The organism is Pseudoxanthomonas sp. (assembly GCF_035999195.1).
Taxonomy (GTDB): domain Bacteria; phylum Pseudomonadota; class Gammaproteobacteria; order Xanthomonadales; family Xanthomonadaceae; genus Pseudoxanthomonas_A.
Genome location: NZ_DASYGY010000004.1, coordinates 347221 through 373052, shown reverse-complemented (window position 1 = coordinate 373052; position 25832 = coordinate 347221). Strand labels below are relative to the sequence as shown.

Here is a 25832-nt window from a genome sequence, read left to right as displayed (position 1 = left end):
TGCGCGTCTTCGCACTGAGGTGCCGCACATGGAAAACCCGCTCAACGTCGCGCTCGTCGGCTACGGATTCGTCGGCAAGGTCTTCCACGCACCGTTGATCCAGGCCACGCCGGGATTGACGCTGCACACCGTGGTATCGCGCGATGCCGCAAAGGTCCAGGCCGACTGGCCGGAGCTGACGGTGGTGAGCGACGCCCGCACGGCGTTCGCCGATCCGGCGGTGGATCTGGTCGTCATCGCATCACCGAACGACACGCATGCGCCGCTGGCGCTCGCCGCGCTGGAGCGGGGCAAGCACGTGGTGGTGGACAAACCGTTCACGCTGACGCTGCAGGAAGCGCGCGACGTGGTGGCGGCCGCCTCACGGGCGGAACGTCTGGTCAGCGTGTTCCAGAACCGGCGCTGGGATGCGGATTTCCTGACCGTCCGCCGGTTGATCGAAGAAGGAACGCTGGGCCGTATCGCGGAATTCCATTCGCACTTCGACCGCTTCCGCCCACGCGTGCAGGACCGCTGGCGCGAGCGCGACGCGCCCGGCGGCGGGCTGTGGTACGACCTCGGCCCGCACCTGCTCGACCAGGCACTGCAGCTCTTCGGCGCACCGTTGGCGATCAGCGCCGACATCGCGCGCCTGCGCGACGGTGCGCGGGCGGCGGACTATTTCGACGTGACGTTGCGTTACCCGCACCACCGCGCCGTCCTGCATGCGTCCACGCTGGTCGCGGGCAACGGCCTGCGCTTCGCCGTGCACGGCACGCGGGGCAGCTATCTAAAGCACGGACTGGATGCGCAGGAAGACCAGCTGCGCGCCGGCGTCGTGCCGGGTGCGCCGGGCTGGGGCATGGATCCGCGCGCGGGCGAAGTGGTGCTGGAGCGCGATGGGCAGCTGGTCACCGAAATCGCCCGGGCCGAAGCCGGCGACTACCGCCGGTACTACGCCGGCATCCGCGACGCGATCCTGCACGGGGCGACGCCACCCGTCACGCCGCAGCAGATGCTCGACGTGATGCGGCTGATCGAACTCGGGCTGCAGAGCAGTGCGGAGCGCCGGGAGATTGCGGTGGGTTGACCGGCGACCCTGTAGGAGCGACGTCAGTCGCGACCGCGCCCCGATGGCAGCGCCCCCTGCAGGAACAGGAACGCGCCGCAGCGCACCCGGGAGGAGAACCACCGGCTTTCCACGTTGCCGGTACGCGTGCGGTCGCGACTGACGTCGCTCCTACAACAGCGCACAGCGACTCACGACACCGATCGCCCGCGATACGTGCGGTGCTGGGCCATCGCCAGCATGGCCATGTCTTCGTGCGTGTCGCCATAGGCATGGATGGCGGCATAGGCAGCGGGATCGCACAACGCGCGGACGCGACGTACTTTCTCTTCGCCCACGCATTGCGCGCCCGCATACCCGGTGATGCGTCCGCCGCGTTCGGCCAGCACCGAACACGCCAGCTCCAGGCCCTGCGCGGCGCACCACGGTGCCAGATAGACATCCAGTCCGCCGGACACCACCACGATGCGGTCGCCGCGTCCCCGATGCCATGCCAGCGTCTCCATCGCCTGGGGCCGCAGCAGGCCCGGCAGCACCTCGCGCGCGAACGCTTCACCCAGCGTCCGCAGGCGTCGGACCGGCATGCCACGCAAGCCCACCTGCACGATGCTGGCCCGCGTCGGATTGCCCGCCACCCAGCCACGCCGGTAGCCGAACACCACCGGCGCCAGCAACGCGCCGCCCGCCAGCAGACGCCAGCGCGGCACGGCGTAGCGCATGAAATCCGGAAAGGTCTCGCGCGTGGTCAGGGTGCCGTCGAAGTCGAACAGCGCGAGGTCGGGCACGTGCGTGCGCTCACTCTCCGGCAGCCTGCGCCTGCTCCAGTTCCTCGGCGATCATCTTCTGCATGGCGGGCATCATCGCACCCATCCGCGCCTGCACCGCCTCCATGGTGTTCTGCATCACCAGCGGCATCTTGTCCACGACCGCCTGGCCCGCCGGCGTGCGGTAGAACGCCAGCATGCCCTGGATCTCGTCCTCGCTGAACGACTTGCCGTAGATGTCGACGTACATCGGCGCCATCACGTCCCAGCCCAGCTCCTGCTTCATCAGGGCGGTCATGCGGGTGCTGAAGCGCTGCATGCGGGCCTCCTGCTCCGGCGCCATCTCGTCGCCGAAGGCCTGCCGCATCGAACCGGCATACATCGATTCCATCTGCCCGTAGACCTGCTCGAGCATGGCGCGCGCACGGGTCACCTCCAGCAGTTCGCGGATCGACGCCTCGCTGGCGGGGGCGGCGGCCGCATTGAAGACCGGCGAGGCGAGGACGAACAGCAGGCACAACATCCACTTCTTCATGTGAAGCTCCTTGAGGGCGAATGGAAACGAGGGAACACGATGGGATCAGAGGCTGCGCACGATCTCGGCGCGCTGGCGCGCATGCTCGGCGGTGGTGATGGCGCCCTGGGCCAGCAGCGCATCCAGGCGCTGCAGGCGGGCCTCCACGCTGGGTGCCGGCGGTGCGGCAGCGCGCGAGCGGCGGACCAGGAACCATGCGAGCCGGCCGATGGCGAGGACCGGCAGGACGAAGAACAGGAACAGGATGATCCAGTGCCAGAGGCTGATGCCGCCCATGCATGCGCTTCCCTGCAGGCGCCGGTGGGCGCGATGCCGTGATTCTAGCCTTGCCGCCGGAGGACGGCGACCGCCTCAGCGTTCCGCATCGAGCAGTCGCGCCCCCGGACCTTCCTCGCCCAGCTCATCCCAGGGGTTGCGCAGCGGGCAGGCCTTCATCGACAGGCAACCGCAGCCGATGCATCCGTCGAGCTGGTCACGCAAGCGCGTGAGGCTGGCGATGCGCGCATCGAGCGCGGCATGCCAGCGTGCGGATAGCTTCTTCCAGTCGGCGGCGGTCGGCGTGCGGTTCTCCGGCAGCGACGACAGCGCGGACTGGATTTCCGCCAGCGGAATGCCGGTGCGCTGGGCCACCTTGATGACGGCCACGCGGCGCAGCACGTCGCGCGCATAGCGGCGCTGATTGCCGGCGTTGCGCCAGCTGTGGATCAGGCCCTTGGCTTCGTAGAAGTGCAGCGTGGAGACGGCGACGCCCGCGCGCGCGGCGACCTGGCCGACGGTGAGTTCCGTTTCGATGGGAGGATGCGGTGGGGACTGCTGTTTTCCGGGCATGGCGCGTTGACCTCAAGAATGGTTGAGGTTCTACCCTGCGTTTCCCCGTTCTGGCAAGCGCATCGTCCATGTCCGACCCTCTCCACCTGGCCCTGTTGTACGGCAGCACGCGCGAAGGCCGCTTCTGCGACACGGTCGCGGACTGGCTGCGTGCGCAGCTGGCCCTGCGGCGCGACTACACCGTCGACGCCATCGATCCTGCCCTGCTCGATCTTCCGCACCGCCACGGCGGCGCACCGAGCGCCGACCTGGTGAATCTGCAACAACGCGTCTGGCGCGCCGACGCCTTCGTGGTGGTGGTGCCGGAGTACAATCATGGCTATCCGGCGGCGCTCAAATTCGTGATCGATTCGGTCCAGGCCCACTGGCAGGCCAAACCGGTCGCGTTCGTCGCCTATGGGGGCCACAGCGGCGGCGTCCGCGCGGCGGAACAGTTGCGGCAGGTGTTTTCCGGCCTGCATGCGGTCCCGGTGCGCGATGGCGTGTACTTCGCGCAGGCATGGGACCGGTTCGACGCCGCCGGCAGGCCGCGCGAAGGCGACGCCAGCGAGCGCGCCGCGCACCGCATGCTGGACCAGCTCGCCTGGTACGGGCACGCGCTGAGGCAGGCGCGGGCGGCATGGCCCTATCCCGCCGGCTGAGCCGGCACGTGTTTTCCGGCGCGCGGTTGCGCGCCCACGATGGACCGACCCGATGTTCCGATTCTTCGAAACCCGCATCAATCCGTATCCGAAGGGCGAGCCGACCACGCCGCCGAGGAAGCTGTTGCCGTTCCTCCTGCACTACTCGCGCCCGCTGCTGCCATGGCTGGTGCTGATGTCGGTGCTGACCGGCGTGATCTCCGCGCTGGAGATCACCTTCTTCGACTACATGGGCCAGCTGGTCGACTGGATGGGCAGCACCGGGCGCGACAGTTTCCTGCAGGTGCACGGGCAGAAGCTGCTGTGGATGGGCGTGCTGGTGCTGGTGGCCTACCCGCTGCTGGTGCTGGTGCAGTCGCTGGTCATCCACCAGACCATCTTCGGCAACTACCCGATGATCGCCCGCTGGCTGTCGCACCGCTACCTGCTGCGGCAGAGCGTGGGCTTCTTCCAGGACGAGTTCGCCGGCCGGATCTCGCAGAAGGTCATGCAGACCGCGCTGTCGATCCGCGAGACGGTGATGAAGCTGATGGACGTGTTCGTCTACGTCGTCGTCTACTTCGTCGGCACCGTGGTGCTGGTAGCGCAGGCCGACGTGTGGCTGGTGCTGCCGCTGGTCGTCTGGCTGGCCAGCTACCTGGTGCTGGTGTTCCATTTCGTGCCGCGCCTGCAGCAGGTATCGATGGCGCAGTCGGACGCGCGCGCGCAGATGACCGGCCGCATCGTGGACAGCTACACCAACATCCAGACCATCAAGCTGTTCGCCCACACCATGCGCGAGCAGGACTACGCGCGCGGCGCGATGGACGAGTTCATGGTCACCGTGCACGCGCAGATGCGCCTGGTCACCCAGCTGACCGTCGCCCTGCATACGCTCAACGCCTTCCTGCTGGCCAGCGTGGCCGGCGTGGCGATCTGGGCGTGGCTGCAGGCGTCGATCTCGATGGGTGCGATCGCCGTGGCCATCGCGCTGGTGATGCGCATCCGCTCGATGTCGGACTGGATCCTGTGGGAAGTGGCCGGCCTGTTCGAGAACATCGGCACGGTCGAGGACGGCATGGGCACGCTGGCGCAGCCCCTGGCCATCGCCGACGCGAAGGACGCGAAGGACCTGGTGGTCACGCAGGGCGAGATCCGCTTCGACCACGTCCGGTTCCACTACGGGCGCGAGGCCAGGGTGATCGACGACCTGTCGCTGGTGATCAAGCCGGGCGAGAAGGTCGGCATCGTCGGCCGCTCGGGCGCCGGCAAGTCGACGCTGGTCAACCTGCTGCTGCGCTTCTACGACGTGGAAGGCGGGCGCATCCTGATCGATGGCCAGGACGTGGCGCAGGTCACCCAGGAATCGCTGCGCCGGAACATCGGCATGGTCACCCAGGACACCTCGCTGCTGCACCGGTCGATCCGCGACAACATCCGCTACGGCCGGCCGGATGCGACCGAAGCCGAGCTGCTGGAGGCCTCGCGGCGCGCGCACGCCGATGAATTCATCCAGGGGCTCACCGATGCCAAGGGCCGCAGCGGTTACGACACCCAGGTGGGCGAGCGCGGCGTCAAGCTGTCCGGCGGCCAGCGCCAGCGCGTGGCCATCGCCCGCGTGCTGCTGAAGGATGCGCCGATCCTGGTGCTGGACGAAGCCACCTCGGCCCTGGATTCGGAAGTCGAAGCCGCCATCCAGGAGCAGCTGTACGCGTTGATGGAAGGCAAGACGGTGATCGCCATCGCCCACCGGCTTTCGACCATTGCGGTGCTCGACCGCCTGATCGTGATGGATGGCGGCCGCGTGATCGAAAGCGGCAGCCACGACGAACTGCTGCGACAGGACGGGCTGTACGCCGCATTGTGGCGCCGCCAGTCGGGCGGCTTCATCGGGGTGGATGTGGAAGATGTCGAGGCGTGAATCGGACCGGTGACGCAGGGTGGGCCTTGGCCCACCGTCGCCATGCCGGAACTTCACCGGACAACCTGCGTCACGATCAGGGTGGGCCGAGGCCTACCCTACGAGTTTCTTTCGCTCAAGCGAATCTCACGCCAACCAGCCGCGCGCCTTCGCCTTGCTCGCGTACTGCCACAGGAACAGTGCGATCAGCACCAGCACGGCCGGCATCACCAGGCCGGCCGGACCATAGGCGGCCCAGGCGGGCGTTAGCGCGAAGGCGCCGATGATCTGCAACAGCAGCGCCAGCAGCGACACCAGCAACAGCGGGGTTGCCCAGCGTTTCTTCGCCAGCAGTCCCACGCTGCCCAGCACGCCGGCGAACACCGCGACCGCGAACACGATGTTGATCCAGCCCGGCGTGCTTTCGTAGACCGCGCGTTGCGCCTCGGGCAGCGCGGCAAGCCGTTCGGCGGACATACTGACCTGCAGGTACCAGAACGCCACGCCGATCAGGTTCCAGACCAGCGCGAACACCGCGATGATCCAGTAGACCAGCGAACCTTTGGCAGCCGTTGTCGTCATCTTCTTCCCTCCCCAGGGTCGGTTGGTGGACGGGGAGGAGCATAGCGGCGCCGGCCGCGATACGGCCGTTACAGTCGTCAGCACGACTCAGGCGTCGTCCTGACCCCACGCCGCCACGTCCACCGTGCCGTCGTCGTCCACGCTCACGCGCACTTCGATCGGCCGGCAGCAGACGTGGCAGTCCTCGATGTAGCGCTGGTCGCCCGCCGAGTCGTCCACCACCAGCGTGATGGTCTCGCCGCAGTACGGGCAGGCGATGTCGGCGGAAGGAAGATGCGGCATCAGGTCGAGCCCAGCACGGTGACCGTGGCGATGCGATCCAGCCAGAGATAATGCACGACGTTCGGCCGCTTGCGGTCGTCGATGCGCACCACCGCGTTGAAGCCTTCCTGGCCCGTGGCATCCTGGAACACCTGCACGGTCGGCCGCGCAGGCACGGTGCCGGTGATCGAGCCGCCCTCGGCGAGCTGGATCTCCACCGTCGCTTCGTCCGGCAACTGCTGGATCAAGGCCTCCATGCGGGCGATGTCGGCCTGCCGCGTGTAGAGGTGCTGGGGCGCTTGCGCCATGGTCCACTCCCGCGCGTTCAGTGATGCACCCTAGCCTGTGGGGGGTAAGGTACCGTGAACGGATCAGCGCAGCAGCCGCAGCACCTCCGCGGCGGCCGCTTCGGACGAGGCCGGGTTCTGACCGGTCACCAGCGCGCCATCGACCACCACGTACGACTGCCACAGCGCGCCCCGCTCATAGTGCGCACCGTTCTTCTTCAACGCTTGCTCCAGCGAGAAGGGCACCACGCCGGTCAGGCCCACGGCCTCCTCTTCCTCGTCGGAGAACGCGGTGACGCGCTTGTCCTTCACCAGCGGCTCGCCGAGCGAACTGCGCGTGTGGCGGAACACCGCCGGGCCGTGGCAGACCGCCGCCACCGGCTTGCCGGCGGAGAAGGTCTGCTCGATCAGCCGGATGGAGTCGGCATCCTCGGCCAGGTCCCACAACGGGCCGTGCCCGCCGGGATAGAACACCGCGTCGAATTCGTCGTCCACCACGTCCTTCAGCCGCTGCGTCGCGGCCAGGGCGGCCAGCGCATCGGCGTCCGCGTTGAAGCGCACGGTGGCGGCGGTCTGCGCATCGGGCGCATCGCTCTTCGGGTCCAGCGGCGGCTGCCCGCCCTTCGGCGAAGCCAGCACGAGCTCGGCGCCCGCGTCCTTGAACACGTAGTAAGGCGCGGCGAATTCTTCCAGCCAGAAACCGGTCTTCTGGCCGGTGTCGCCGAGGCGGTCGTGCGATGTCAGCACCATCAGGATCTTCATGGGGATTTCCTCTCGTGTAGGCCGCCACCCTAGCGATGACAGCGATAAGACCGGGTGATCAGTCCGCCTGCTTCACCGCATGGCCGCCGAACTCGTTGCGCATCGCCGACAGCAGCTTGTCGGTGTAGGCATCGTGCTCGCGCGAGCGCAGGCGCTCCAGCAGCGACAGGGTGATGACCGGCGCGGACACGTCCAGGTCGATCGCCTCGGCCACCGTCCAACGGCCTTCGCCCGAATCGGACACGTACGGCGCAATGCCGGCCATCGTCGGATTCTTCTTCAGCGCATCGGCGGTCAGGTCCAGCAACCACGAGCGCACCACGCTGCCATGCCGCCAGATCTCCGCCAGCGCGCCCAGGTCGAAGTCCATGGCCGTCTTCTTCTGCAGGATGGCGAAGCCTTCGGCGTAGGCCTGCATCATTCCGTACTCGATGCCGTTGTGGATCATCTTGGCGAAGTGGCCCGCACCGCTCGGGCCCACGCGCCCCCAGCCGGTGTCCGGCGTGGGCGCCAGCGTGGCGAAGACGGGCCGCAGCAGGTCCACCGCCGCCGCATCGCCGCCGATCATCAGGCTGTAGCCTTCGGCCAGCCCCCACACGCCGCCGCTGGTGCCGCAGTCGAGGTAGTGGATGCCGGCATCGCCCAGCGCGATGGCGCGTCGCTGGCTGTCCTTGTAGTTGGAATTGCCGCCGTCGATGACGATGTCGCCGGCGGTGAGCAGCGGACGCAGCTGCGCCAGCGTGTCGTCGACGATCCGACCGGCCGGCACCATCAGCCAGACCACGCGCGGCGCAGGCAGCGCCGACACGGCGTTCTGCAGGCTGGCGTGGGGCACGATGCCGCGTGCTTCAGCCTGCTGGCGCGCCGCCTCGCCGGGATCGTAACCGCGCACGGCATGGCCGCCGCGTACCAGCCGTTCGGCCATGTTGGCGCCCATGCGCCCGAGTCCGATCATCGCCAGTTCCATGTGTACTCCGTGGGTTCGAAAGAAAGAGAAGGGTGCGTCACGGCGCCGTCAGCCACCCGCGCAGCACGGCGGCAGTTTCCTGCGGCACTTCCATCGGCGGCAGGTGGCCGCAGCGTGCGAACACGTGCAGCCGTGCGCCGGGGATCCGTTCGCGCATCAGGTGCGTTTCCTCGGGCAGCGTCATGCGGTCGTCCTCGCCGACCCCCAGCAACGTGGGGACGGCGATGAAGGGCAGCAGCGGCTCCGAGTCCGGACGGTCGATGATGGCGCGCTGCTGGCGCACGAAGGCCGGCAGGCCCACGCGCTGCGCCATCGCCATCACCTCGTCGCCCACCGCGCTGTCCACGCGGCTCTCGTGCACCAGCTGCGGCAGCAGCTTGCGGGTGACGCCGACAAAGCGGCCGGCTTCGGCCAGCATCAGTCCTGCCTGCCGCACCAGTCGGCGCTTGGGTGGGTCGCGTCTCGCGCTGGTGTCCAGCAGGGCCAGCCGTGCCACCCGCTGGGGCGCCTGACGCAGGATCTCGAACGCGACGTAGCCGCCCATCGACAGCGCCGCCAGTGCGAACACCGGCGGCGCCGTCGCCAGCACGCGCGCGGCCATGCCGGCGACGCTGTCGTCGCGGGTCAGGTCGGCGTGGTGGATGGACGCGACATCGGCCAGCGCATGGGCGGGATCGCGCCACAGACGCTCGTCGCACAGCAGGCCGGGCAGCAGGAGCAGGGGAAGTGGCGCCATGGCGCTAGTGTAGTGGCCGCGCTCGCTGCCGACCGTCGATCGCCACCCACGGTCCGTTCCACATCCGCAACACACCTCGCTGCGTATGCTGGACATCGTCCTTCCACGAATTGCGCCCATGCATGTCCTGCTCACCGGCGGCACCGGCTTCATCGGCCACGCCCTCTGCGATCACCTCTTGCGCGGCGGCCACACGCTGAGCGTGTTGACCCGCGACCCCGACCAGGGCCGCGCACGCGTGCCCTCGCCGGTGCGCCTGCTCGCCGCGCTCGACGACGCGCGCGATGTGGAAGCTGTGGTGAACCTGGCCGGCGAGCCGTTGATGGCAGGCCGATGGAACGCGGTGCGCAAGGCGGCCTTCCGCGATTCCCGGTTGGGCACCACGCAGGCCCTGGTCGCCTGGATGGCCCGGCAAGCGGTGCGCCCGCGCGTACTGGTGTCGGGCTCGGCGATCGGCTACTACGGGCCGCGCGACGATGAAGCGCTGGACGAATCCGCGGCCCCCGGCGACGACTTTGCCGCCCAGCTGTGCCGCGACTGGGAAACCGAGGCGATGCGGGCCGAAGCCTTGGACGTGCGCACCTGCCGCGTGCGTATCGGCATCGTGCTGCATCCCGACGGCGGCGCGCTGGCGAAGATGCTGCCGCCGTTCCGGCTGGGCGCCGGCGGGCCGATGGGCGACGGCCGCCAGTGGATGAGCTGGATCCACCGAGACGACCTGGTCCGCATGATCGCCTGGCTGCTGGAAAGCGACCGTGCCGGTGGCGCCTACAACGGCACCGCCCCCGCACCGGTAACCAACCGCGACTTCGCCCGCACGCTGGGCAAGGCCCTGCACCGTCCCGCCGTGCTGCCGACGCCCGCATTCGCGCTGAGAGCCGGCTTCGGCGAAATGGCGCAGCTGCTGCTGACCGGCCAGCGCGTGCTGCCCGCGCATGCCCTGGCGGAGGGATTCGCGTTCCGCTTCCCGGGGCTGGAGGATGCGCTGGCGGACTTGTTGCGCGGCTGACGGCGTTGCCTGTTCGCTGCGGAAAACGACAGCGGATCGACTGCGTCTTACGAGATCTTTGTCTGGGAAAAGCAGCTGCTTATGGTCCGGGCGATCCTTTGTGCGTCCTTTCCCGCATCGCGAGGAGAGGATTCAGGGTTGCGACCGCTCGATGGCCCCGTGTCTGATGCCGTGTGCCGCTCCGCGCAGAAACTCATCCAGGAAGTCCTGCTCTTCGGCTCGAAGGCTGTGGTCCGCACCCGGGTACACCACCAGACCGATGTTTTTCTTTCCGGCGGCCTGCGCGGCACGGAGCACTTCGTGCCCCGATGCTACGGGCACACTACGGTCGCGCTCACCGAAGGCGATCAGCACAGGCATCTCCAGCGCGAGGTAGTCGCCGAGCGGGGTGTGATCGAGGGTATCGAACCAATAGCGATACGGATGCCCGAGCCACATCCTTTTCGTGCTGGCGGGATGGCGTGCGATCTCTTTCCAGGCAGCTTCCACCTCATCCGCGCCCAGGATCGACGCCAGGTTGTCGCGCATGCTCCACCCACCATCACCCACGACCACCAGATGCGTGATGTCGGAGCGCGCGCGCGCCACGCGCGCCGCTAGCGCCCCACCTTCGGACGCACCGACCAGGACGATGTTCTTCCAGCGCCGCGGATGCGCATCCAGGGTCTTGGAGATGAACTCCATGTAGTCCGCCATCCATTGGCGCGGCGTATTGTGCGTATTGAAGTCGGGCGAACAGGTCGCGCCGCCGCCATCGCCCATGGCGCCCTTGTCGACGTAGCGCTTGTTGAGCGCCAAGTAGCGGGCGTCGATACCCATGCCGCTCGCCACGCGCGGCAACCAGTAATGCCCCAGGTCGGAGCAGCCCGATCCGCCATAGGTGAACACGATCGTTTCCACAGTTTCCGCATCGCCCCGCAGGAGCTCGTGGAATGCGCCTGTACCTCCGTCGGCGAAGTGGAACGTCCCCATATCAGGGGCCGACTGCGCCGCGCCCACGTCCGGAAGCAAGGCGGCCGCCAACAGCAAACGTGCCATCCGATTCATGCCGTGCTTCTCCCTGTGTCCGGTCGCCGTGGAGGGATCATCGCACCTTCCAGACGTGCCGCATCGGGCGCGGCGCCTGCGCCCATCCATACCAAGCACTCACGCAGGCGTGTCGCACCTTCCTCCGCCCCAGCGGTGCGATGGACCGACCGCCGTCTTCCCATGCGGACAGCCCATGCCCTCGACATCGCCTGCAGACCCACCGTGGGTGCGGTGATGGCGCTAGCATCACTGCATGGATGTCGCCGCGCTCAAACGCCATTGCCGTTCCCTGCCGGGCAGCGCGGAGACAAGGCATGGCGCGCCCGCCAACATCCTGGTGTACGACGTGGGCGGCAAGCGCTTCGCCTATTTCAAGACCAGCGAACCGGAGCGCTGGCGTTTCAGCGTCAAGGTGGCGCCGGAACGTTTCCTCGAACTGACCGACCAGCCCGGCATCAAGCCGGCACGCTGGCTCGGTCACCACCGCTGGATCACCGTGGTGGACGTGTCGGCGATGCCGTCGACCTACCTGAAGGAACTGGTCGCATGGTCGTACCACCACGCCCGGGAGCGCCTGCCGAAGCGGGCGAGACCTGCGCTCCCGGACCCGCAGGGCGTCCGTTGAAGGTCGCGCCGGTCGACAGACGTCGCGGCCGACCCGTGTCGATTCCACGTCCACCGATTCGTCGCAGTCGAGACAGCGGCCGGAAACGGCCCCTACCACCCCAAGGAGCACACCATGAACGTCAATCCCTACCTGATCCTCGACGGCGACTGCGAAGCCGCCTTCACCTTCTATGCGCAGGCCACCGGCGGCGAACTGGGCCCGATGATGCGCTTCGACGGCGCCGAAGGCTGCGGCGATTTCCCTCCCGAGTACAAGCAGAAGATCATGCACACGCACGTGATGTTCGGGCAGACGGTGCTGATGGGCTCGGACAACCATCCGGCTCAGCCCTACGAGGGAGTGAAGGGCTGCTCGGTGTCGCTGTCGGTGGACAGCATCGCGGATGCGGAACGGATTTTCGGTGCGCTGTCCGACGGCGGCCAGGTGACCATGCCGCTGACGCAGACCTTCTGGGCGGTGCGCTTCGGCATGCTCGTCGACAGGTTCGGCGTGCCGTGGATGATCAACTGCGAAAAGGATGCGTGATGCCCGCGCGGGTAGATCGTGCGTACGCTGACGCCCCCGCCCGCTGCGCTGCGGCTTTCACCGGCCGCAGTGCCGTGGTCTGATGCTCGGCATGTCGACCTCACCCACCCATCGCGCGATCGACGCCGTCTGGCGCATCGAATCGGCGCGCGTGATCGCCGGCCTGGCGCGCATGCTGCGCGACTTGGACCTGGCCGAGGAACTGGCGCAGGACGCGCTGGTCGCCGCCCTGGAAACCTGGCCCCGTGACGGCGTGCCGGACAATCCGGGAGCGTGGCTGATGACCACCGCCAAGCGCCGCGCGATCGACCGCTTGCGTCGCGTGCAGCTGCTCGACCGCAAGCACGAGGAACTCGCGCGGGAACTGGAGGAAGTGCACGAGGACCGGCGCGCGCGCGACGAGGACGCATTGGACCACGACATCGACGACGACCTGCTGCGGCTGGTGTTCGTGTCGTGCCATCCGGTGCTGTCGATGGACGCGCGGGTGGCGTTGACGCTGCGCCTGCTGTGCGGCCTGGCGACGGACGAGATCGCGCGCGCGTTCCTGACCTCCGAACCGACCGTGGCCCAGCGCATTGTGCGCGCCAAGCGCACCCTGGCAGAGGCCGACGTGGCGTTCGAAGTGCCGCGCGGTGACGAACTGCAGGAACGGCTGGCGTCCGTGCTGGGCGTGGTGTATCTGGTGTTCAACGAAGGCTATTCGGCCACCAGCGGCGATGACTGGACGCGCCCGGCGCTGTGCGAAGAAGCGCTTCGCCTCGGACGCATGCTAGCCGCACTGGCGCCAAGCGAGCCGGAAGTGCATGGCCTGATCGCGCTGATGGAAATCCAGGCCTCGCGCCTGCACGCGCGCCTGGGCAAGGACGGTGCGCCGGTGCTGTTGCTGGAGCAGGACCGCAGCCGTTGGGATCGCCTGCTGATCCAGCGCGGGCTGGAGGCGCTGTCGCGCGCCGAACGGCTGGGCGGCGCGTTCGGCCCTTATGCCTTGCAGGCGGCCATCGCTGCCTGCCATGCGCGGGCCACCACGGCCGACGCCACGGACTGGACCCGCATCGCCACGCTGTATGCGGCACTGGCCCGGATCGCGCCGTCGCCGGTGGTGGAGCTCAACCGCGCGGTCGCGGTCTCGATGGCCACGGGCCCGGCCAGTGCCCTGCCCCTGGTCGACCGCCTGCTCGAGGAACCGGCGATGAAGCAGTACCACCTGCTGCCCAGCGTACGCGGCGATCTGCTGTTCAAGCTGGAGCGCCGCGAGGAAGCGCGTGCGGAGTTCGAGCGCGCGGCGGCACTGACCCGCAACGCCCGCGAACAGGCCCTGCTGCTGGCGCGCGCGCGCGAATGCGCGGTGGAGTGAACGGGCCGGCCGCCGGTCGTCAGGCGGCCGGACCCAGATAGTCCGCCTTGCCGAGCGCCACGCCGTGATGCCGCAGGATGGCGTAGGCGATGGTGACGTGGAAGAACAGGTTGGGCACCACGAACCCCAGCAGGTAACCACGGCCGTCGAAGTGCAGGTCGCCGCGCGTGCGCGTGGACACGGTGACCGCACGCGTCTCGCTGCCCTGCAGCGACGCCTCGTCGAACGTGCCCAGGTAGTCGGCGACCGCATCCAGGCGCGCATACAGTTCGCCGAACGTGGTTTCCCCGTCCTCGAAGCGCGGCGATTCCACCCCGGCCAAGCGGGCGGCGCCGAACTTCGCCATGTCGGTGGCGATCTGCACCTGCCGCACCAGCGGCAGCATGTCCTCGTGCAGGCGCGCCTGCAGCAGGATGGCCGGCTCTTCGCCCTGCCCGCGGGCGTGCGCTTCTCCTTTCTCCAGCACGTGGCGCAGGTTGCGCAGTGCGCGCAGGAACACGGGGACCGACGCCTGGTACATCGACAGGGATGCGCTCATGGGGAAATCCGGAAGAAGGTGGCGCGAGCATAGCCGCTGGCCGGCGCGCTGATTAGCCGCCCCTCCCGGGAGACTGCATCCCACCCCGCGCGTCGGGCGGACGGCCTGGAGTAGCATCGACGGTCCTCACCCAGCGAGCTGCCGATGACGACCTGGACCGCGCGGCTGCGCGATATCTCCGACTTTCCGAAGCCCGGCATCCTGTTCAAGGACATCACCCCGGTGCTGGCCGATGCGTCCGCCTTTGCCCAGGCGATCAGGGCGATGGCGCATCCCTGGCGACAGGCGTCCATCGACGCGGTGGTGGGCGTGGAGGCGCGCGGATTCATCCTCGGCGCGGCGCTGGCGCGCGAGCTGGACGTGGGTTTCGTGCCGGTGCGCAAACCCGGCAAGCTGCCCGGCGCCACCCTGTCGCTGGACTACGGCCTGGAATACGGCCGCGACCGGCTGGAGATCCACGTCGACGCGATGCGGGCCGGCGCGCGCGTCATCGTGGTCGACGATGTGCTGGCCACCGGCGGCACGCTGAAGGCCGCGGTGCACCTGGTCGAGCGGCAGGGCGCGATCGTCGTCGGCACGGGCGTGCTGGTGGAACTCGGCTTCCTGGGCGCGCGCGCCGCCTGGGACCACGGTGCACCCTTGCATGCCGCGGTGGTGTACTGACGCCCCCGCCGATCATCACGTCATCCGACCCGCGCGACGATTACTCGACGACGCGGGTGACGTAGGCGCCGGTGGCGAGGATCTGGAAGGTGTCGTTGTCGAGGCGTCGCACGTGGCTGCCGTCTTCCAGCAGGTAGACGGGCGCCCGGTGCGCATCGCGATGGGGAGACTCCGCATCGTCGCCGCGATCCAGCGTGATGCGGCAACGTCGGCCGTCGGCGTCCTGCGCCAGGAAGACATGGGTCGTCATGTGGATGTCCTCGTGGGAAGAGAGGAGTCCCGAAGATAGATCACCGCGTGTTAAGCGACCGGAATCCATGCGCCGGATTCGGGGAGGTTGCCCGCAAAAACGAGGGGGAGGCATTGCACCTCCCCCTCTGGCGCCATAGCGCGAAGCCGGCCATGTGTCGGGCATGGACGGCCATGGGTGCGCTCCAATGGGGTTGGAGCGGCCCACCTAGCCGCCGACGGGGGAACGTCGGCGGATAGCCAGGAGCGGGGAATATGCGACGGGGGGCGCCCGCGTCGCTCTTCCTCGCGAATTCTGTCGAGAAGCTTCTACCCTTTCGTACTGACAGGCACCGCACAGGACATCGCTCACGAGGCGCGCATGGCCCGACTGAGATGCTTGGTGTTGTTGCGGTGCAGGTAGCGCTCGATCAGCGCATGCAGGTCGATCGCACGCTGATCGTCCTTGTCGAAGTGCGCCAGCACCTGCGTCCAGTTGCCGTCCTGCGCCCAGCGGATGAAGCGCACGTAGATGCCATGCCACGAACCGAAATCGCTCGGCAGGTCCGACCAGTAGGCGCCGGTCTGCGCGACCCACAGCACGGCCTCGATGAATCGGCGCGCGTTGCCGCCGTGCCGCGCCCTGGCGCCCACGCGGCCGGGCAGCGCATGCATCAACCGCTTCCACTCGTCGGCCGTGAGCCGTTCCATGATCGGCCACTGGCGCATGGCGCGCGGACCGATACCCTGCGGCAGGTTCCATTGGGTGGGCGAGCCGCCCATGGACACGGGGTCGGAAGCCGCGTGCTCCTTGTCGCGCGCGGGATCGGCTGCGTCTTCATGCACCATGCGCCGACCTCCGCTGGACCACCATGGTGTCTCCCGTTGTCATCGATCTCCGCACCGATGCCATCGCACCCTCGACCTTCTTCAAACTCCGCATGACGTCCTCTTGTGGGCTCCGCTCTTCCGATACACGCTTGCCGTCCTTCGCTTCGCCCCGTGCGCTTCCCTGTGGCCCGCGACGGCGTGATGAAGCCGTTATTACGGCTTGCATGACGGTCGCTGACGGGTCATATATGTAAGGGACGAGATCGTGATAGCGAGCACAGTCCGGACATGAGGGACCAGCGAGACAGCGACGAAACGGCGCCGGGGGCCAGTGAATTGCCTGGCTCGCTCGATGTCGCCGCGATTCCGCCGCCGGATCCGGATTCGGTCACCCAGTTGCTCGGCGAAGTCGAGAAAGGGCAGCCCGGCGCCTGGAACCGCATCTATGCGCTGCTGTACCGGGATCTGCACCAGATCGCCCGCTCGCAGATCCGCCAGCAGCGGCGCGGACATGTCCGTTCACCCACGTCGCTGATCAGCGAGACCTGGCTGAAGCTGGCCAGCGCCGATTTCAGCGTGGAGAACCGTGCCCACCTGGTGGCGCTGGTCGCGCGCGCCATGCGCTTCGTCCTGCTCGATGAGGTCAGGCGTGCCCTCGCGGAAAAGCGCGGCGAAGGCATGGACCTGCTGCCGCTGGACGAGACCACCGAACCCGCGCAGAGCTCGCGGCTGGAACAGTTGCTGATCCTGGACCAGGCCCTGAACGACCTGGCCAACCTGGATGCGCGCCTGGCGCAGGTGGTGGAGATGCGCTACTTCGGCGGCCTGAGCGAACTCGAGATCGCCGGCGTGCTCAAGGTGACCGAACGCACCGTGCGCCGGGACTGGCGCAAGGCCCGTGCCTTCCTGTTCAGTCACCTCGGTGACGGCGAATTGCCCGACCCTTCCTGAGTCCGGCGCCCAGGCCGCGCGCCCACGCGTCCGGAAACGGCATCGGGCATCGAAATCTCCTGATGTGCCCGGACATGACGCCCGCCTCCCGTATCCCCTGCCTCCGCGCGGCGCCGGGGTCGTGCGGGAATGAGGGAAGCCCGGGCCCTCGCGATGTTCCTGTTCGACACCTACTCCGAGATGCAGGACGAGGACCAGGCCCGCGCCCTGGCCACCCTGCAGACCGCCGATCCGGCCGTCCACGACGCCCTGGTCCAGCTGCTGGTGACCGACGCGCTGGACCACGAACTCGATGTGCCGCCCTGGCTTGGGGTGGCCTCACCGGCACATGCCGGCGATGACGTGACGCCGCCGACGGCGGCCTCAGCGGACCCGACCCGCCGCTGATGGAAGGAAGCCGCAGACGGTCCCCGTGCTGCGGTCCGGAACCCAAGCGCTCCTCGTCTTCGCGCGGGCGGATGCGCAGAACGTTCCTGATCCATCGGTAGCGCGCCCTGCAGCGGCCATCGCATCACGTATCACATTCAGGAAGGCACTCGATCACTGTCCGGCGTCGAATGTGAAACCGGCATGCGGAAGTGCGACGGCGTTAGCAACCGCTGTACCCGGTGGTCTCGCTAGCATGGGTGCCCGACCCATTGCCCGAGCACACGGAGTGCAGATGACCACCCACGCCGCCGCCGCTTTCGCCGGGCTCTGGCAGCTGTTGCCGGAGCAATGCGATTACCAGCTCGGGCATGCCCCCCGGCGCGGGTACTACCGGCTGGCCTGCGCCGACGATGGCGCGCTGTCGATCGCGTCCGAGTGGTTCGGCAAGAACGGCAAGCGCCATCAGGCGGCCTTCGACGGCCGCGCCGATGGCGTGCCCTACCCCTACCACGGCACGCCGCACGCCGATGCGTTGAGTTTCGAATCCGTATCGCCGACGCAACTGCACTCGACCACCTGGCACGACGGCCAGGAGGTGCAGTGGTCGGAGCGCGAACTGGTCGACGCGGATACGCTGGTCATCCGCATGCGCGGCCACCTGAGCGATGGTCGCAGCTACACCAACGTCGGCGTGTTCCGGCGCCAGGACAGCTGACGACGCATCGGCGCCGCCTTCGCACGACGAGCGGGCGACCTACCCCGACCCTTCGATACGCAAACCGGCCGGAACCGTGGCGATCGGTGATCGCGGCACGCTCTTGCCCGCAATGGTGCGCTGTCGGTGCGTGCGGGGACGCCGTCCCGACAACGGCGGCACAGCCGCGAGGAGCACGCCGACGCGATTGCCCACGCGCGATGTATCGCGTCGCGACGTAGCTCCATGACATTGACCCTGCGCGCCCGTGCGGTCACCCTTTCCGCATGACGTTACGCTTCCCCCACCCCGCCCGAACGCCCCACGCCACCGACGGAGCGCGTTCCTGATGTCCTGGCCCGCGTTCAACGGCTGGCTGCAGGAAGGCGCCGCGGTCGCCATCCCGATTGCGCAGGCGCTGGCGATCCTGCTGGGTGCGTGGTTGTTGTTGCGCGTGCTGCGCATCGTCGTGCGCCGCATCTGCGACAGCTACCACCTGCCGGCGCAGGTGGCGGTCAGCGCGCGCCGGCTGCTGGGCGTGCTGGTCTACATGTCCGCAGGGATGCTGGCGCTGGGCCGGCTGGGCGTGTCGGGCAGCGTGCTGTGGACGGCGCTCACGGGCTTCACCGCGGTGGCCGCTGTCGCGTTCTTCGCGGCCTGGAGCGTGCTGTCCAACATCTTCTGCAGCGTACTGATCCTGACCACGCGACCGTTCCGCGTGCACGACCACATCGAAGTGCTGGAGAACGGCGACAAGCCGGGCCTGCGCGGTCGCGTGATCGACATCAACCTGCTCTACACCACGCTGCTGGAAGAAGACGCCCTGCGCGGGGACACCGTGCTGCAGATCCCCAACAGCCAGTTCTTCCAGCGCACCACGCGACGCTGGCGCTCGGGTTCGCCGCCGGTGGCGTCCTCACCGGAGTAGGCGAAAACCTCAGAGCGTGAGTCAGGGCGCGCCATCGCAGGCGACAACGCGCAGTGGCGGATCCGAGGGCAGGCTCCGCCGTGCCCAGGCATAGAGCAGCAGCCCGGCCACGGCCATCGCGGCGCCGACATAGCCGGTCGACGTCCAGCCGTAGCCGGCGGTGATCGCCATGCCGCCCAGCCACGGACCGAGCGCGTTGGCGGTGTTGAACGCGGCATGGTGCGAAGCGGCGGCGAGCGTCTGCGCATCGCCGGCCACGTCCATCAGGTGCGATTGCAGGATGGGCCCCAGCGCGCCCATCAGGCCGATCATCACGGTGGCCAGCAGGATCGTCGGCAGGCTGTTCGCCAGCAGCGGGAACAGCAGCAGTGCCGCCGTCGCCCAGGCCAGGACCATCCACGCGCCGCGCAGCTGGTAGCGGTCGGACAGCCAGCCGCCGACGAAATTGCCGATCACGCCACCCACGCCGAAGCCGGCCAGGCCCAGCGGGATCCACGCCGGCGACACGCGCGTCACCTCCAGCATCGTCGGCGCGAGATAACTGAAGACCGAGAACATGCCGGCGAAGCCGATCGCGCCGATCGCCAGCGCCTGCCATACCGGCAGGCGGTTGAACGCGCGTAGTTCGGCCAGGGGCCGGGGCTTGGGACCGTCGATGCCCGCCGGCAGCCAGACCGCCAGCAGCAGCGCCGTGCCCAGCGCGACCATCGCCACCACCGCGAACACCCAGCGCCAGTCGATCAGCTGGCCCAGCCAAGTCGCCAGCGGATTGCCGATCAGGATGGCAAGTGTCAGGCCCAGCATCACCAGACTGATCGCGCGGCCGCGCCTGTTCGGCGGGCTGATCGCCACGGCCGTCAGCGCGGCCACGCCGAAGTATGCGCCATGCGGCAGACCGGCGATGAAGCGGAACACCAGCAGGCTTTCGTAGGTCGGCCCCAGCGCGCTGGCCAGGTTGCCCAGCGCATAAAAGCCCATCAGCGCGAGCAGCAGCGTCTTGCGCTTCCATCCCGCGCCGAGGATGGCCAGCAGCGGCGCGCCGACCACGACCCCCAGCGCATACGCGCTGATCAGGTGTCCGACCTGCGGCTCGGTCACGCCGAGCGACGCCACCATGTTGGGCATCAGCCCCATGCTGGCGAACTCGCTGGTGCCGATGGCGAAACCGCCCAGCGTCAGCGCGAACAGGATCAGGCCGACCTGGCGTGCGGACAGGGCTTCGGTGGCGGGAGGGAGGACAGCAGGGGGCGGGGGGACATCCATGCGCCATTATGCTGCGCCGCAACAGCAGCGTCGACGCTGCGGGTGGAACGCAGCGGGGTCAGCGTGGCGCCACCCGGAACGGCAGGTTGGCGTAGGCCGCGTGACCGTGGCCGTCGTGGACTTCGACGAACAGCCGGTAGTCGCCCGGCCTCGTCGGCGCGGTGAAGGTCATGCGGCCGTTGCCGTCGTCCTGCATCGCCAGCGGGACCTCGGGCGGCACATCCTCGCGGTCGCCGCCGATGCTGGTCGCCGTGCTTTCGTGCAGTACGGTCCAGCGATAGCGCAGCGGATAGCCCTCGGGATCGCGGGCCTCCACCTGCGCCGCATACGACACGCCGGGCGCCAGCACGATACTGTCGATCGCCACGCGACCGTCCAGCCGCAGCGGCTGGACCGACGGCGCACGGTTCGCCGGCCAAGCGCCGGTCCAGACGTACTGCATGGCATCCACCGACGGCGTGCTCTCGCCGCTGGGCAGGAACAGGCCGTACCACGTGGGCGTGCGCTCCTGCTTGTCGCCCCACAGGAACACGTACGAACCCAGCCCCTGTTTCGTGTCCGCCGCGATCACCTGTTCGTAGCGCTGCTGCAACAGCGCCGCCTTGCGCGAGGCATCGTCCTCGATCGGCGCCTTCCATGCGGTCAGCGGACTTTCCCAGTGCCCGGTCGGGCCCCATTCGGTAACGACATACGGGCCCGTCCATCCGCTGTCCGCCAGTTTCTCCGGCAACGCGCCGAGGTCGCCGTACAGCTGGATGCCGATCAGATCCAGCGACGGCGCCCGCGCCTTCAGCAGGTCGATGAGCTTCCTGTCGAAACCCGCCAGCGTGGTCATCACCGGATGGTTCGGGTCTTCGGCATGGATCATGTCGGCGATGCCGCCCACGGCATTCCACACCTTCGGGTTGCAGTAGTGCAGGTTCAGTTCGTTGCCGACCACCCACATCAGCACGGCGGGATGGTCCTTGTAGAGGTTCACCTCGGCGCGGATGCGTGCGAGCTGGGCCGTCACCGCCGCCGCATCGTCGTAATCGAAGCCGTGGCGCTCGTTGCCCACCTCGATGCCCATCGCCACCTTCAGCCCGTTGCGCTGCGCGCGGTCGAGCATCGCGCGCACCCTGGTCGCGTCCATGCCGGTGCGCCACGTGCGGAAGGAATTGCCGCCGCGGGTGGCCAGCGCTTCCTGCCGCTCGCCGCTCATGCCGGCGCCCTTCACCCGGAACGGCTGCCCATCGACGAGCATCACGTACGCACCGTCCTGCTGCACGATGCGGACGTGGGAGCGTGCCATCGGGACAGTCTGTGCCGCCTGCGCGGGAGAGGCGAGCGCGGCGCACAGCAGCATGATCGACGAGACGGAGGAAAGGATGCGCACGCGACCTCCTGAGGTGCGGAACAGGGCGCAGCATCATGCCACGCACGCGCAGAGCCGAATGACGCGCCGCGTCACGCGCGAGGGCCCTGCGGCATGCAGACGGATTGCCCCACTTGATGGCGCTCGCGGTGATACAGCGCACGGGCGACGATCCCGGAAGGATCGTCGGCCAGCCAGTCCAGCGTATCGCGCAGGATGCCGCTCTTTCGCCGACCGGCCCTTGTAACGCGGTGTCCAAGTGATCGAGTCGCAGGATGACATCGTTGCAGGCGGCCGGGATCATGAGCTCGCTCCTGCAGGAAACAACTCAGCCTGAGCCGATGCATCTCGTCATCACGTCGCGGGCGCTGGCGGGCAGTCGTCACGTGGGCTCGCCGGCACCCACTAGACGCGCCACGCGCTCAGGACGAGGCGGGCAGCTTTCCGGTGCGGTCGAACGCGGCGATCTCTCTGCCCAGGCGCTGCGTCGCTGGATGCCGCTCGCCGAACGCCGTTTTCATATGCCGCAGCGCCTGTTCCAGGCACGCGCGAGCCTGCGCCGCATCTCCGCGACCGGCCGCGATCTCGGCGCGCGCGAGCCACGCATCGCGCAGAAAGAAGCGGTTGTAGGTGACCGCTTGGTACCGCTCCAGCTCGGGCAACAGGGCGACCAGCAACGCGTCCGCCCCCGCGGCATCGCCTTCGCGGAACCGCAGTTGCGCGTCGCGTATCCGGTCGCTGAAGCGGTAGCTGTAGCCCTGCGGATACGGCGCCATCGCTCGCCGGTTCTCAGTGAGTACGCGGCGCGCGCGCGCCCGATCGCCCGGTGCGTCGCGCATCATCAGCGCCTGCACCAGCGCCGATCGGTGCGAGGGCCGGAGCGGTACGCCGGTAACGCTCGGGCGCGCCAGCGGCTCTTCCAGCAAGGCGATGGCCTCATCGAGATTACGGGCACGCTCCCGCGGGTCCGCGGTGCGCGTCAGCACCAGACGCCTGCCCAGATCGCTCTGCATCTTCTGGACGTTCTCGTTCCCGCGCGGATACGCCGCGCGCATGATCGCCTCCGCGCGCCGCAACAGTGCAATGTTCGCGCCAGGGTCGGTCTGCCGCAACGACCCAAGCAGTGAACGCACGCGCAGCACGTCCGCATAATCCGGATGGGATTCGCCGAGGGCATCGCGCACGATTGCCTCCGCGCGCGCGATGGACACGGCGCAGGCTTCCAGTTGCGCGTTGACGCACTGCGCATTCGCCAGGCGCCACCCCGCTCGACCCACCAGGGGGTGCGACCCGCCGAGCCGCTTGCGCGCTTCCATCAGTTGGGTCTCCGCCACCTCTACTGCTTCGACGGCCCGTTCTTCCAGCAGCAGCATGCCTGCCAGAACGTGGCGCGCTTCGTTGGCGACCAGCGGGGCGGCGACGCCGGCAAGCGCGATGGACTGCTTCAGATCGTGTTCGGCCTGGCGGAAGTGGCGCAAGCGCGCATGCCATGCGCCACGCTGCCGGTGGAGTTCCGCAAGCGCCACCCGGTCGCCTGACCGCTGCGCGAGCAGCATCGCCCGGTCGAGCGTCCTCCAGGCCTGCGTGCGCTCCAGTTCGTCCCACTCGCTGCGGGCGATTTCCGTCATCAGTTGCAGTCGGACCGGCACTTCGTCGTCGGGAAGCGACATCAATGCCTGCGCCGCCACGCGATGCGCTTCGGTATGCCTGCTCTGCAGGTTCAGCAGCGATGCCAGCGTGGCCTGGTGCTGTACCCCGGCGATCGCGTCGCCCTTTCCCAGCGCCGCCGCTTCCCGCGCCAGCGCGGTGGCGCGTGGGTAGTCGCCCAGCACGATGTAGTTGCGGGCCAGGATCCCCAGCCCGCGCGACAGCACGGCTGGGGACCGGTCCCCGGCGATGGCCCGTACGCGCCGCTCGGTGTCCTGCAGCAGGTCCCGCGAAGACAGGGTGGTGTCGCCCAGTCCCGACAGGGTGGCCGTGCCCAGCGTCTGCTCGAATACCTCGGACAGCGCGAGCGTGGCCGCGGCCTCGCGTGCGTTGCGCTCGGCCTGCCAGAGGGCGAGACTCCCGGAGACGACCAGCGCCAGCAGGATCACGCTGGCAAGCGCCGTTGCGATGCGATGCCGTGCGACGAAGCGCCGGACGCGATAGGCGATACCACCCTGCCGCGCTTGTACCGGACGCTTGAGCCGCCAGGCCTCCAAGTCGCTGCGCAGGTCCGTCATGGAGGCGTAGCGCTCCGAGGGATCGAGCGCGATGCAGCGCAAGGCGATCGCGTCCAGGTCGCCGGCCAGACGGCGCGCCAGCGCTTGTCCGTCGCGGCCACCCCGCGTCGCCGCGACATGCGTGGGCATCTGTGCCGCCATGCGTGACATGGGTTCGGTGGGGGGCGCGAGGTCCACATCCGACCACCACCGGGACGATGCCACGGTCGGCAGCCGGTCGCACAGCAGCCGGTACATCACCATACCCAGCGACCACACGTCCGAGGCCACTGTCGGTCGCTCGCCGCTCAAGGCCTCCGGGGGCGCGTAGCCCTCGGAGATCGCCACGCGCGGCGCCAGCGTGTCGGTCGCCAGCGAGGCCGTCAGGCCGAAGTCCAGCAGATGGACGCGGGCATCCGGCGACACCAGCAGATTGGCCGGCTTGATGTCCTGGTGCAGGACCATGCGCGCGTGGGCATAGGCCAAGGCATCGCAGGCCTGCACCAGCAGGTCCACGCGCTGCTCCACGCTAGCGTATTCGCGCTCGCACCACTGGTCGATCGGCACGCCGTCGACGTAGCGCATTGCGAACCAGGGACGCCCTCCTGCATCGATACCGCCGTCGATCAACGCGGCGATCCCAGGATGCTCCAACGCGGCCAGCGTCTCCCGCTCGCGCAGGAAGCTTTCCACCAAGCGGGGCGACGAGAGTTCCTGGCGCATGCATTTCACAGCCACGCGCTGCCGGTAGTGGCCGTCGTCGCGCCAGGCTTCGTAGACCGCACCCATGCCCCCGACATCGATCAAGGCATCGAGCCGCCAAGGTCCCAGGCGCCGGCCGAGTTGCGGGACCCCGCTGCCGCCCGGTCCCCCGCCGTCGAACAACACATGCGTCAACCCGTCGAACGCATACTCCAAGACCTCGCCGCTCGTCAGTTCATCGTCGGTCGCCAGCAGCCGCACGAGGGCGGCGTGCACGGCCGGGGCTTCCTGCGCCAGCAACGCCATGGCCTGCGCGCGCGCATCCGGCGCCAGCGAAACCATGTCGTCGAACAGCGCCAGGGCGCGTGCGAGGGCGGGGGTCATGCTCGCTCCGTCAACGGGTGCGCTCTTCTGCCGTGGAATGGCGCATTCCGGCGCGGGAAGGGGCGGCACACAGGGGCGGGACGCATGGCGAGAGGTCTGCTCCGGCGCGCCGGGTAGCGAAGCCCGGTATTGTCATGCTCGCTGCAGATGCCATCAACTGTGCGCGGCCGCCGCGGCTCGGAAGGGAGATAGGCGGCTTGCTGAGCGCGGATCATCCGGCCATGGCGCGCCGCGCCCCGTACACCGGGATCGGACGGTGCCATGCGTCGGCCTCCCGATCGCAACGGCGCAGGTATCGCTATCGAGTGCCAGCGGCGCGTAGGCAGTGTCATTCCCCAGCATTCGGACGTTGCCGCGCCACACACGCACGCCATGTCCTCACCCTCACCGGTATCGAGCGGGTCTAGAATGCCGGCATGAACACCATCCTGATCCCCGTTTCCATCGGCGAACTGGCCGACAAGCTGACCATCCTCGAGATCAAGGCCGAGCGTATCGCTGACGCCGGCAAGCGCGCGCACGTGCAGGTCGAACTCGACGGCCTGCGCGCGCTGTGGGAACCGCTGGCGGCCGCGCAGACGGAACTGGTCGCGATGAAGCAGGACCTGCGCGCGATCAACGAGCGCATGTGGGACGTGCAGGATGCGCTGCGCGCGAAGGAGGCGGCGCAGACCTTCGACGACGAATTCGTCACCCTCGCCCGCGCGGTCGCCCAGCGCAACGGCGAGCGCATCACGGTGAAGAACGCCATCAACCGGCTGGCCGGTTCGCGCTTCATCGAAGAGAAGCAGTACCAGGCCTGATCGTCACGCTCGCATGGTGTCGGGCACCGACGGATATGGGGATGGTCCAGCGCCGGACGCCTGTACCGGTAATGGCGGAGCG

Annotated in this window: 30 protein-coding genes; 13 read left to right on the top strand and 17 right to left on the bottom strand. The window is 68.6% G+C overall.

From position 1 onward, the window contains the following. Positions 1–28: 28 nt before the first annotated feature. Positions 29–1069, top strand: a complete 1041-nt coding sequence (locus tag VGN58_RS02415; protein ID WP_327481268.1) for an oxidoreductase — start codon at positions 29–31, stop codon at positions 1067–1069. A 170-nt stretch (positions 1070–1239) separates the two neighbouring features. Here VGN58_RS02415 and VGN58_RS02410 read toward each other — a convergent pair whose 3' ends face one another. From VGN58_RS02410 to soxR, 4 genes are all read right to left on the bottom strand, one after another. Next, complete coding sequence (locus VGN58_RS02410; RefSeq protein WP_327481266.1) at positions 1240–1833, bottom strand: HAD-IB family hydrolase; 594 nt, start codon at positions 1831–1833, stop codon at positions 1240–1242. Positions 1834–1843: 10 nt separating this feature from the next. Continuing rightward, the gene (locus tag VGN58_RS02405) at positions 1844–2347 is read right to left on the bottom strand and encodes a DUF2059 domain-containing protein (RefSeq protein WP_327481264.1); all 504 of its coding nucleotides are present in this window, start codon (positions 2345–2347) and stop codon (positions 1844–1846) included. A 45-nt stretch (positions 2348–2392) separates the two neighbouring features. Beyond that, a complete protein-coding gene (locus tag VGN58_RS02400; protein ID WP_327481262.1) occupies positions 2393–2623 on the bottom strand; it encodes a hypothetical protein in 231 nt (76 codons plus the stop codon). Between the two features lie 75 nt (positions 2624–2698). Next, positions 2699–3175, bottom strand: coding sequence for a redox-sensitive transcriptional activator SoxR (gene soxR / locus VGN58_RS02395; protein ID WP_327481260.1), 477 nt, complete (start codon positions 3173–3175; stop codon positions 2699–2701). A 68-nt stretch (positions 3176–3243) separates the two neighbouring features. Between soxR and VGN58_RS02390 the strand changes: the two genes are divergently transcribed. Then, positions 3244–3816, top strand: a complete 573-nt coding sequence (locus VGN58_RS02390; protein ID WP_327481258.1) for an NAD(P)H-dependent oxidoreductase — start codon at positions 3244–3246, stop codon at positions 3814–3816. A 52-nt stretch (positions 3817–3868) separates the two neighbouring features. Beyond that, positions 3869–5716 carry an ABC transporter ATP-binding protein gene (locus tag VGN58_RS02385; protein ID WP_327481256.1) on the top strand — a complete coding sequence of 616 codons (1848 nt, stop codon included), beginning with the start codon at positions 3869–3871 and terminating at the stop codon, positions 5714–5716. A 126-nt stretch (positions 5717–5842) separates the two neighbouring features. Here the strand turns inward: VGN58_RS02385 and VGN58_RS02380 are convergent, their stop codons facing one another. The 6 genes from VGN58_RS02380 to VGN58_RS02355 form a co-directional block, all read right to left on the bottom strand. Next, complete coding sequence (locus VGN58_RS02380) at positions 5843–6277, bottom strand: hypothetical protein (protein ID WP_327481254.1); 435 nt, start codon at positions 6275–6277, stop codon at positions 5843–5845. Positions 6278–6364: 87 nt separating this feature from the next. Then, complete coding sequence (locus VGN58_RS02375; RefSeq protein ID WP_327481252.1) at positions 6365–6559, bottom strand: CPXCG motif-containing cysteine-rich protein; 195 nt, start codon at positions 6557–6559, stop codon at positions 6365–6367. Further along, the gene (locus tag VGN58_RS02370) at positions 6559–6846 is read right to left on the bottom strand and encodes a DUF3247 family protein (RefSeq protein ID WP_327481249.1); all 288 of its coding nucleotides are present in this window, start codon (positions 6844–6846) and stop codon (positions 6559–6561) included. Before VGN58_RS02370 ends, VGN58_RS02375 begins: the two co-directional genes overlap by 1 nt. A 63-nt stretch (positions 6847–6909) precedes the next feature. After that, the gene (locus tag VGN58_RS02365; protein WP_327481247.1) at positions 6910–7587 is read right to left on the bottom strand and encodes a type 1 glutamine amidotransferase domain-containing protein; all 678 of its coding nucleotides are present in this window, start codon (positions 7585–7587) and stop codon (positions 6910–6912) included. 58 nt (positions 7588–7645) lie between these two features. Next, positions 7646–8554 carry a phosphogluconate dehydrogenase (NAD(+)-dependent, decarboxylating) gene (gene gnd / locus VGN58_RS02360; RefSeq protein WP_327481245.1) on the bottom strand — a complete coding sequence of 303 codons (909 nt, stop codon included), beginning with the start codon at positions 8552–8554 and terminating at the stop codon, positions 7646–7648. 37 nt (positions 8555–8591) lie between these two features. Next, a complete protein-coding gene (locus VGN58_RS02355) occupies positions 8592–9290 on the bottom strand; it encodes an alpha/beta fold hydrolase (RefSeq protein WP_327481243.1) in 699 nt (232 codons plus the stop codon). 118 nt (positions 9291–9408) lie between these two features. On the opposite strand from VGN58_RS02355, the gene VGN58_RS02350 reads away from it, so the two are divergent. Further along, on the top strand, positions 9409–10299 hold the full coding sequence (locus VGN58_RS02350) for a TIGR01777 family oxidoreductase (RefSeq protein WP_327481241.1): 891 nt from the start codon (positions 9409–9411) through the stop codon (positions 10297–10299). Positions 10300–10431: 132 nt separating this feature from the next. Here the strand turns inward: VGN58_RS02350 and VGN58_RS02345 are convergent, their stop codons facing one another. Next, positions 10432–11346 carry an alpha/beta hydrolase gene (locus VGN58_RS02345; RefSeq protein WP_327481239.1) on the bottom strand — a complete coding sequence of 305 codons (915 nt, stop codon included), beginning with the start codon at positions 11344–11346 and terminating at the stop codon, positions 10432–10434. A gap of 235 nt (positions 11347–11581) precedes the next feature. Between VGN58_RS02345 and VGN58_RS02340 the strand changes: the two genes are divergently transcribed. The 3 genes from VGN58_RS02340 to VGN58_RS02330 all read left to right on the top strand — a co-directional run bounded on the left by VGN58_RS02340 (position 11582) and on the right by VGN58_RS02330 (position 13838). Then, complete coding sequence (locus VGN58_RS02340) at positions 11582–11953, top strand: MmcQ/YjbR family DNA-binding protein (RefSeq protein WP_327481237.1); 372 nt, start codon at positions 11582–11584, stop codon at positions 11951–11953. A gap of 114 nt (positions 11954–12067) precedes the next feature. Continuing rightward, positions 12068–12481 carry a VOC family protein gene (locus tag VGN58_RS02335; protein ID WP_327481235.1) on the top strand — a complete coding sequence of 138 codons (414 nt, stop codon included), beginning with the start codon at positions 12068–12070 and terminating at the stop codon, positions 12479–12481. A gap of 91 nt (positions 12482–12572) precedes the next feature. Further along, positions 12573–13838, top strand: a complete 1266-nt coding sequence (locus VGN58_RS02330) for an RNA polymerase sigma factor (protein WP_327481233.1) — start codon at positions 12573–12575, stop codon at positions 13836–13838. A gap of 19 nt (positions 13839–13857) precedes the next feature. Here VGN58_RS02330 and VGN58_RS02325 read toward each other — a convergent pair whose 3' ends face one another. Further along, a complete protein-coding gene (locus tag VGN58_RS02325) occupies positions 13858–14376 on the bottom strand; it encodes a DUF1993 domain-containing protein (RefSeq protein ID WP_327481232.1) in 519 nt (172 codons plus the stop codon). Positions 14377–14520: 144 nt separating this feature from the next. Here VGN58_RS02325 and VGN58_RS02320 point away from each other — a divergent pair, with 144 nt between their 5' ends. Beyond that, positions 14521–15039, top strand: a complete 519-nt coding sequence (locus tag VGN58_RS02320) for an adenine phosphoribosyltransferase (protein WP_327481231.1) — start codon at positions 14521–14523, stop codon at positions 15037–15039. A gap of 40 nt (positions 15040–15079) precedes the next feature. Here VGN58_RS02320 and VGN58_RS02315 read toward each other — a convergent pair whose 3' ends face one another. After that, a complete protein-coding gene (locus VGN58_RS02315) occupies positions 15080–15289 on the bottom strand; it encodes a hypothetical protein (protein ID WP_327481230.1) in 210 nt (69 codons plus the stop codon). A 347-nt stretch (positions 15290–15636) separates the two neighbouring features. Beyond that, the gene (locus tag VGN58_RS02310) at positions 15637–16116 is read right to left on the bottom strand and encodes a transposase (protein ID WP_327481228.1); all 480 of its coding nucleotides are present in this window, start codon (positions 16114–16116) and stop codon (positions 15637–15639) included. Between the two features lie 270 nt (positions 16117–16386). Between VGN58_RS02310 and VGN58_RS02305 the strand changes: the two genes are divergently transcribed. The 4 genes from VGN58_RS02305 (at position 16387) to VGN58_RS02290 (ending at position 19040) form a co-directional block, all read left to right on the top strand. After that, on the top strand, positions 16387–17049 hold the full coding sequence (locus VGN58_RS02305; RefSeq protein ID WP_327481226.1) for an ECF-type sigma factor: 663 nt from the start codon (positions 16387–16389) through the stop codon (positions 17047–17049). Positions 17050–17178: 129 nt separating this feature from the next. Continuing rightward, positions 17179–17436 carry a hypothetical protein gene (locus VGN58_RS02300; protein ID WP_327481224.1) on the top strand — a complete coding sequence of 86 codons (258 nt, stop codon included), beginning with the start codon at positions 17179–17181 and terminating at the stop codon, positions 17434–17436. A 274-nt stretch (positions 17437–17710) separates the two neighbouring features. Beyond that, positions 17711–18133 carry a hypothetical protein gene (locus tag VGN58_RS02295; RefSeq protein WP_327481222.1) on the top strand — a complete coding sequence of 141 codons (423 nt, stop codon included), beginning with the start codon at positions 17711–17713 and terminating at the stop codon, positions 18131–18133. A 328-nt stretch (positions 18134–18461) separates the two neighbouring features. After that, a complete protein-coding gene (locus VGN58_RS02290; RefSeq protein ID WP_327481220.1) occupies positions 18462–19040 on the top strand; it encodes a mechanosensitive ion channel family protein in 579 nt (192 codons plus the stop codon). Between the two features lie 21 nt (positions 19041–19061). On the opposite strand, the gene VGN58_RS02285 is transcribed toward VGN58_RS02290, so the two are convergent. The 3 genes from VGN58_RS02285 to VGN58_RS02275 all read right to left on the bottom strand — a co-directional run bounded on the left by VGN58_RS02285 (position 19062) and on the right by VGN58_RS02275 (position 24947). Continuing rightward, positions 19062–20303, bottom strand: a complete 1242-nt coding sequence (locus VGN58_RS02285; protein WP_327481218.1) for an MFS transporter — start codon at positions 20301–20303, stop codon at positions 19062–19064. Positions 20304–20361: 58 nt separating this feature from the next. Continuing rightward, a complete protein-coding gene (locus VGN58_RS02280; protein WP_327482036.1) occupies positions 20362–21648 on the bottom strand; it encodes a glycoside hydrolase family 2 TIM barrel-domain containing protein in 1287 nt (428 codons plus the stop codon). A 431-nt stretch (positions 21649–22079) separates the two neighbouring features. Continuing rightward, positions 22080–24947: a protein kinase domain-containing protein gene (locus VGN58_RS02275; protein WP_327481216.1), complete on the bottom strand. Its 2868-nt coding sequence runs from the start codon at positions 24945–24947 to the stop codon at positions 22080–22082. Between the two features lie 416 nt (positions 24948–25363). Between VGN58_RS02275 and VGN58_RS02270 the strand changes: the two genes are divergently transcribed. Beyond that, entirely contained in the window at positions 25364–25750 is a 387-nt protein-coding gene (locus tag VGN58_RS02270) for a DUF6165 family protein (protein ID WP_327481214.1), read from the top strand. Positions 25751–25832 lie beyond the last annotated feature (82 nt).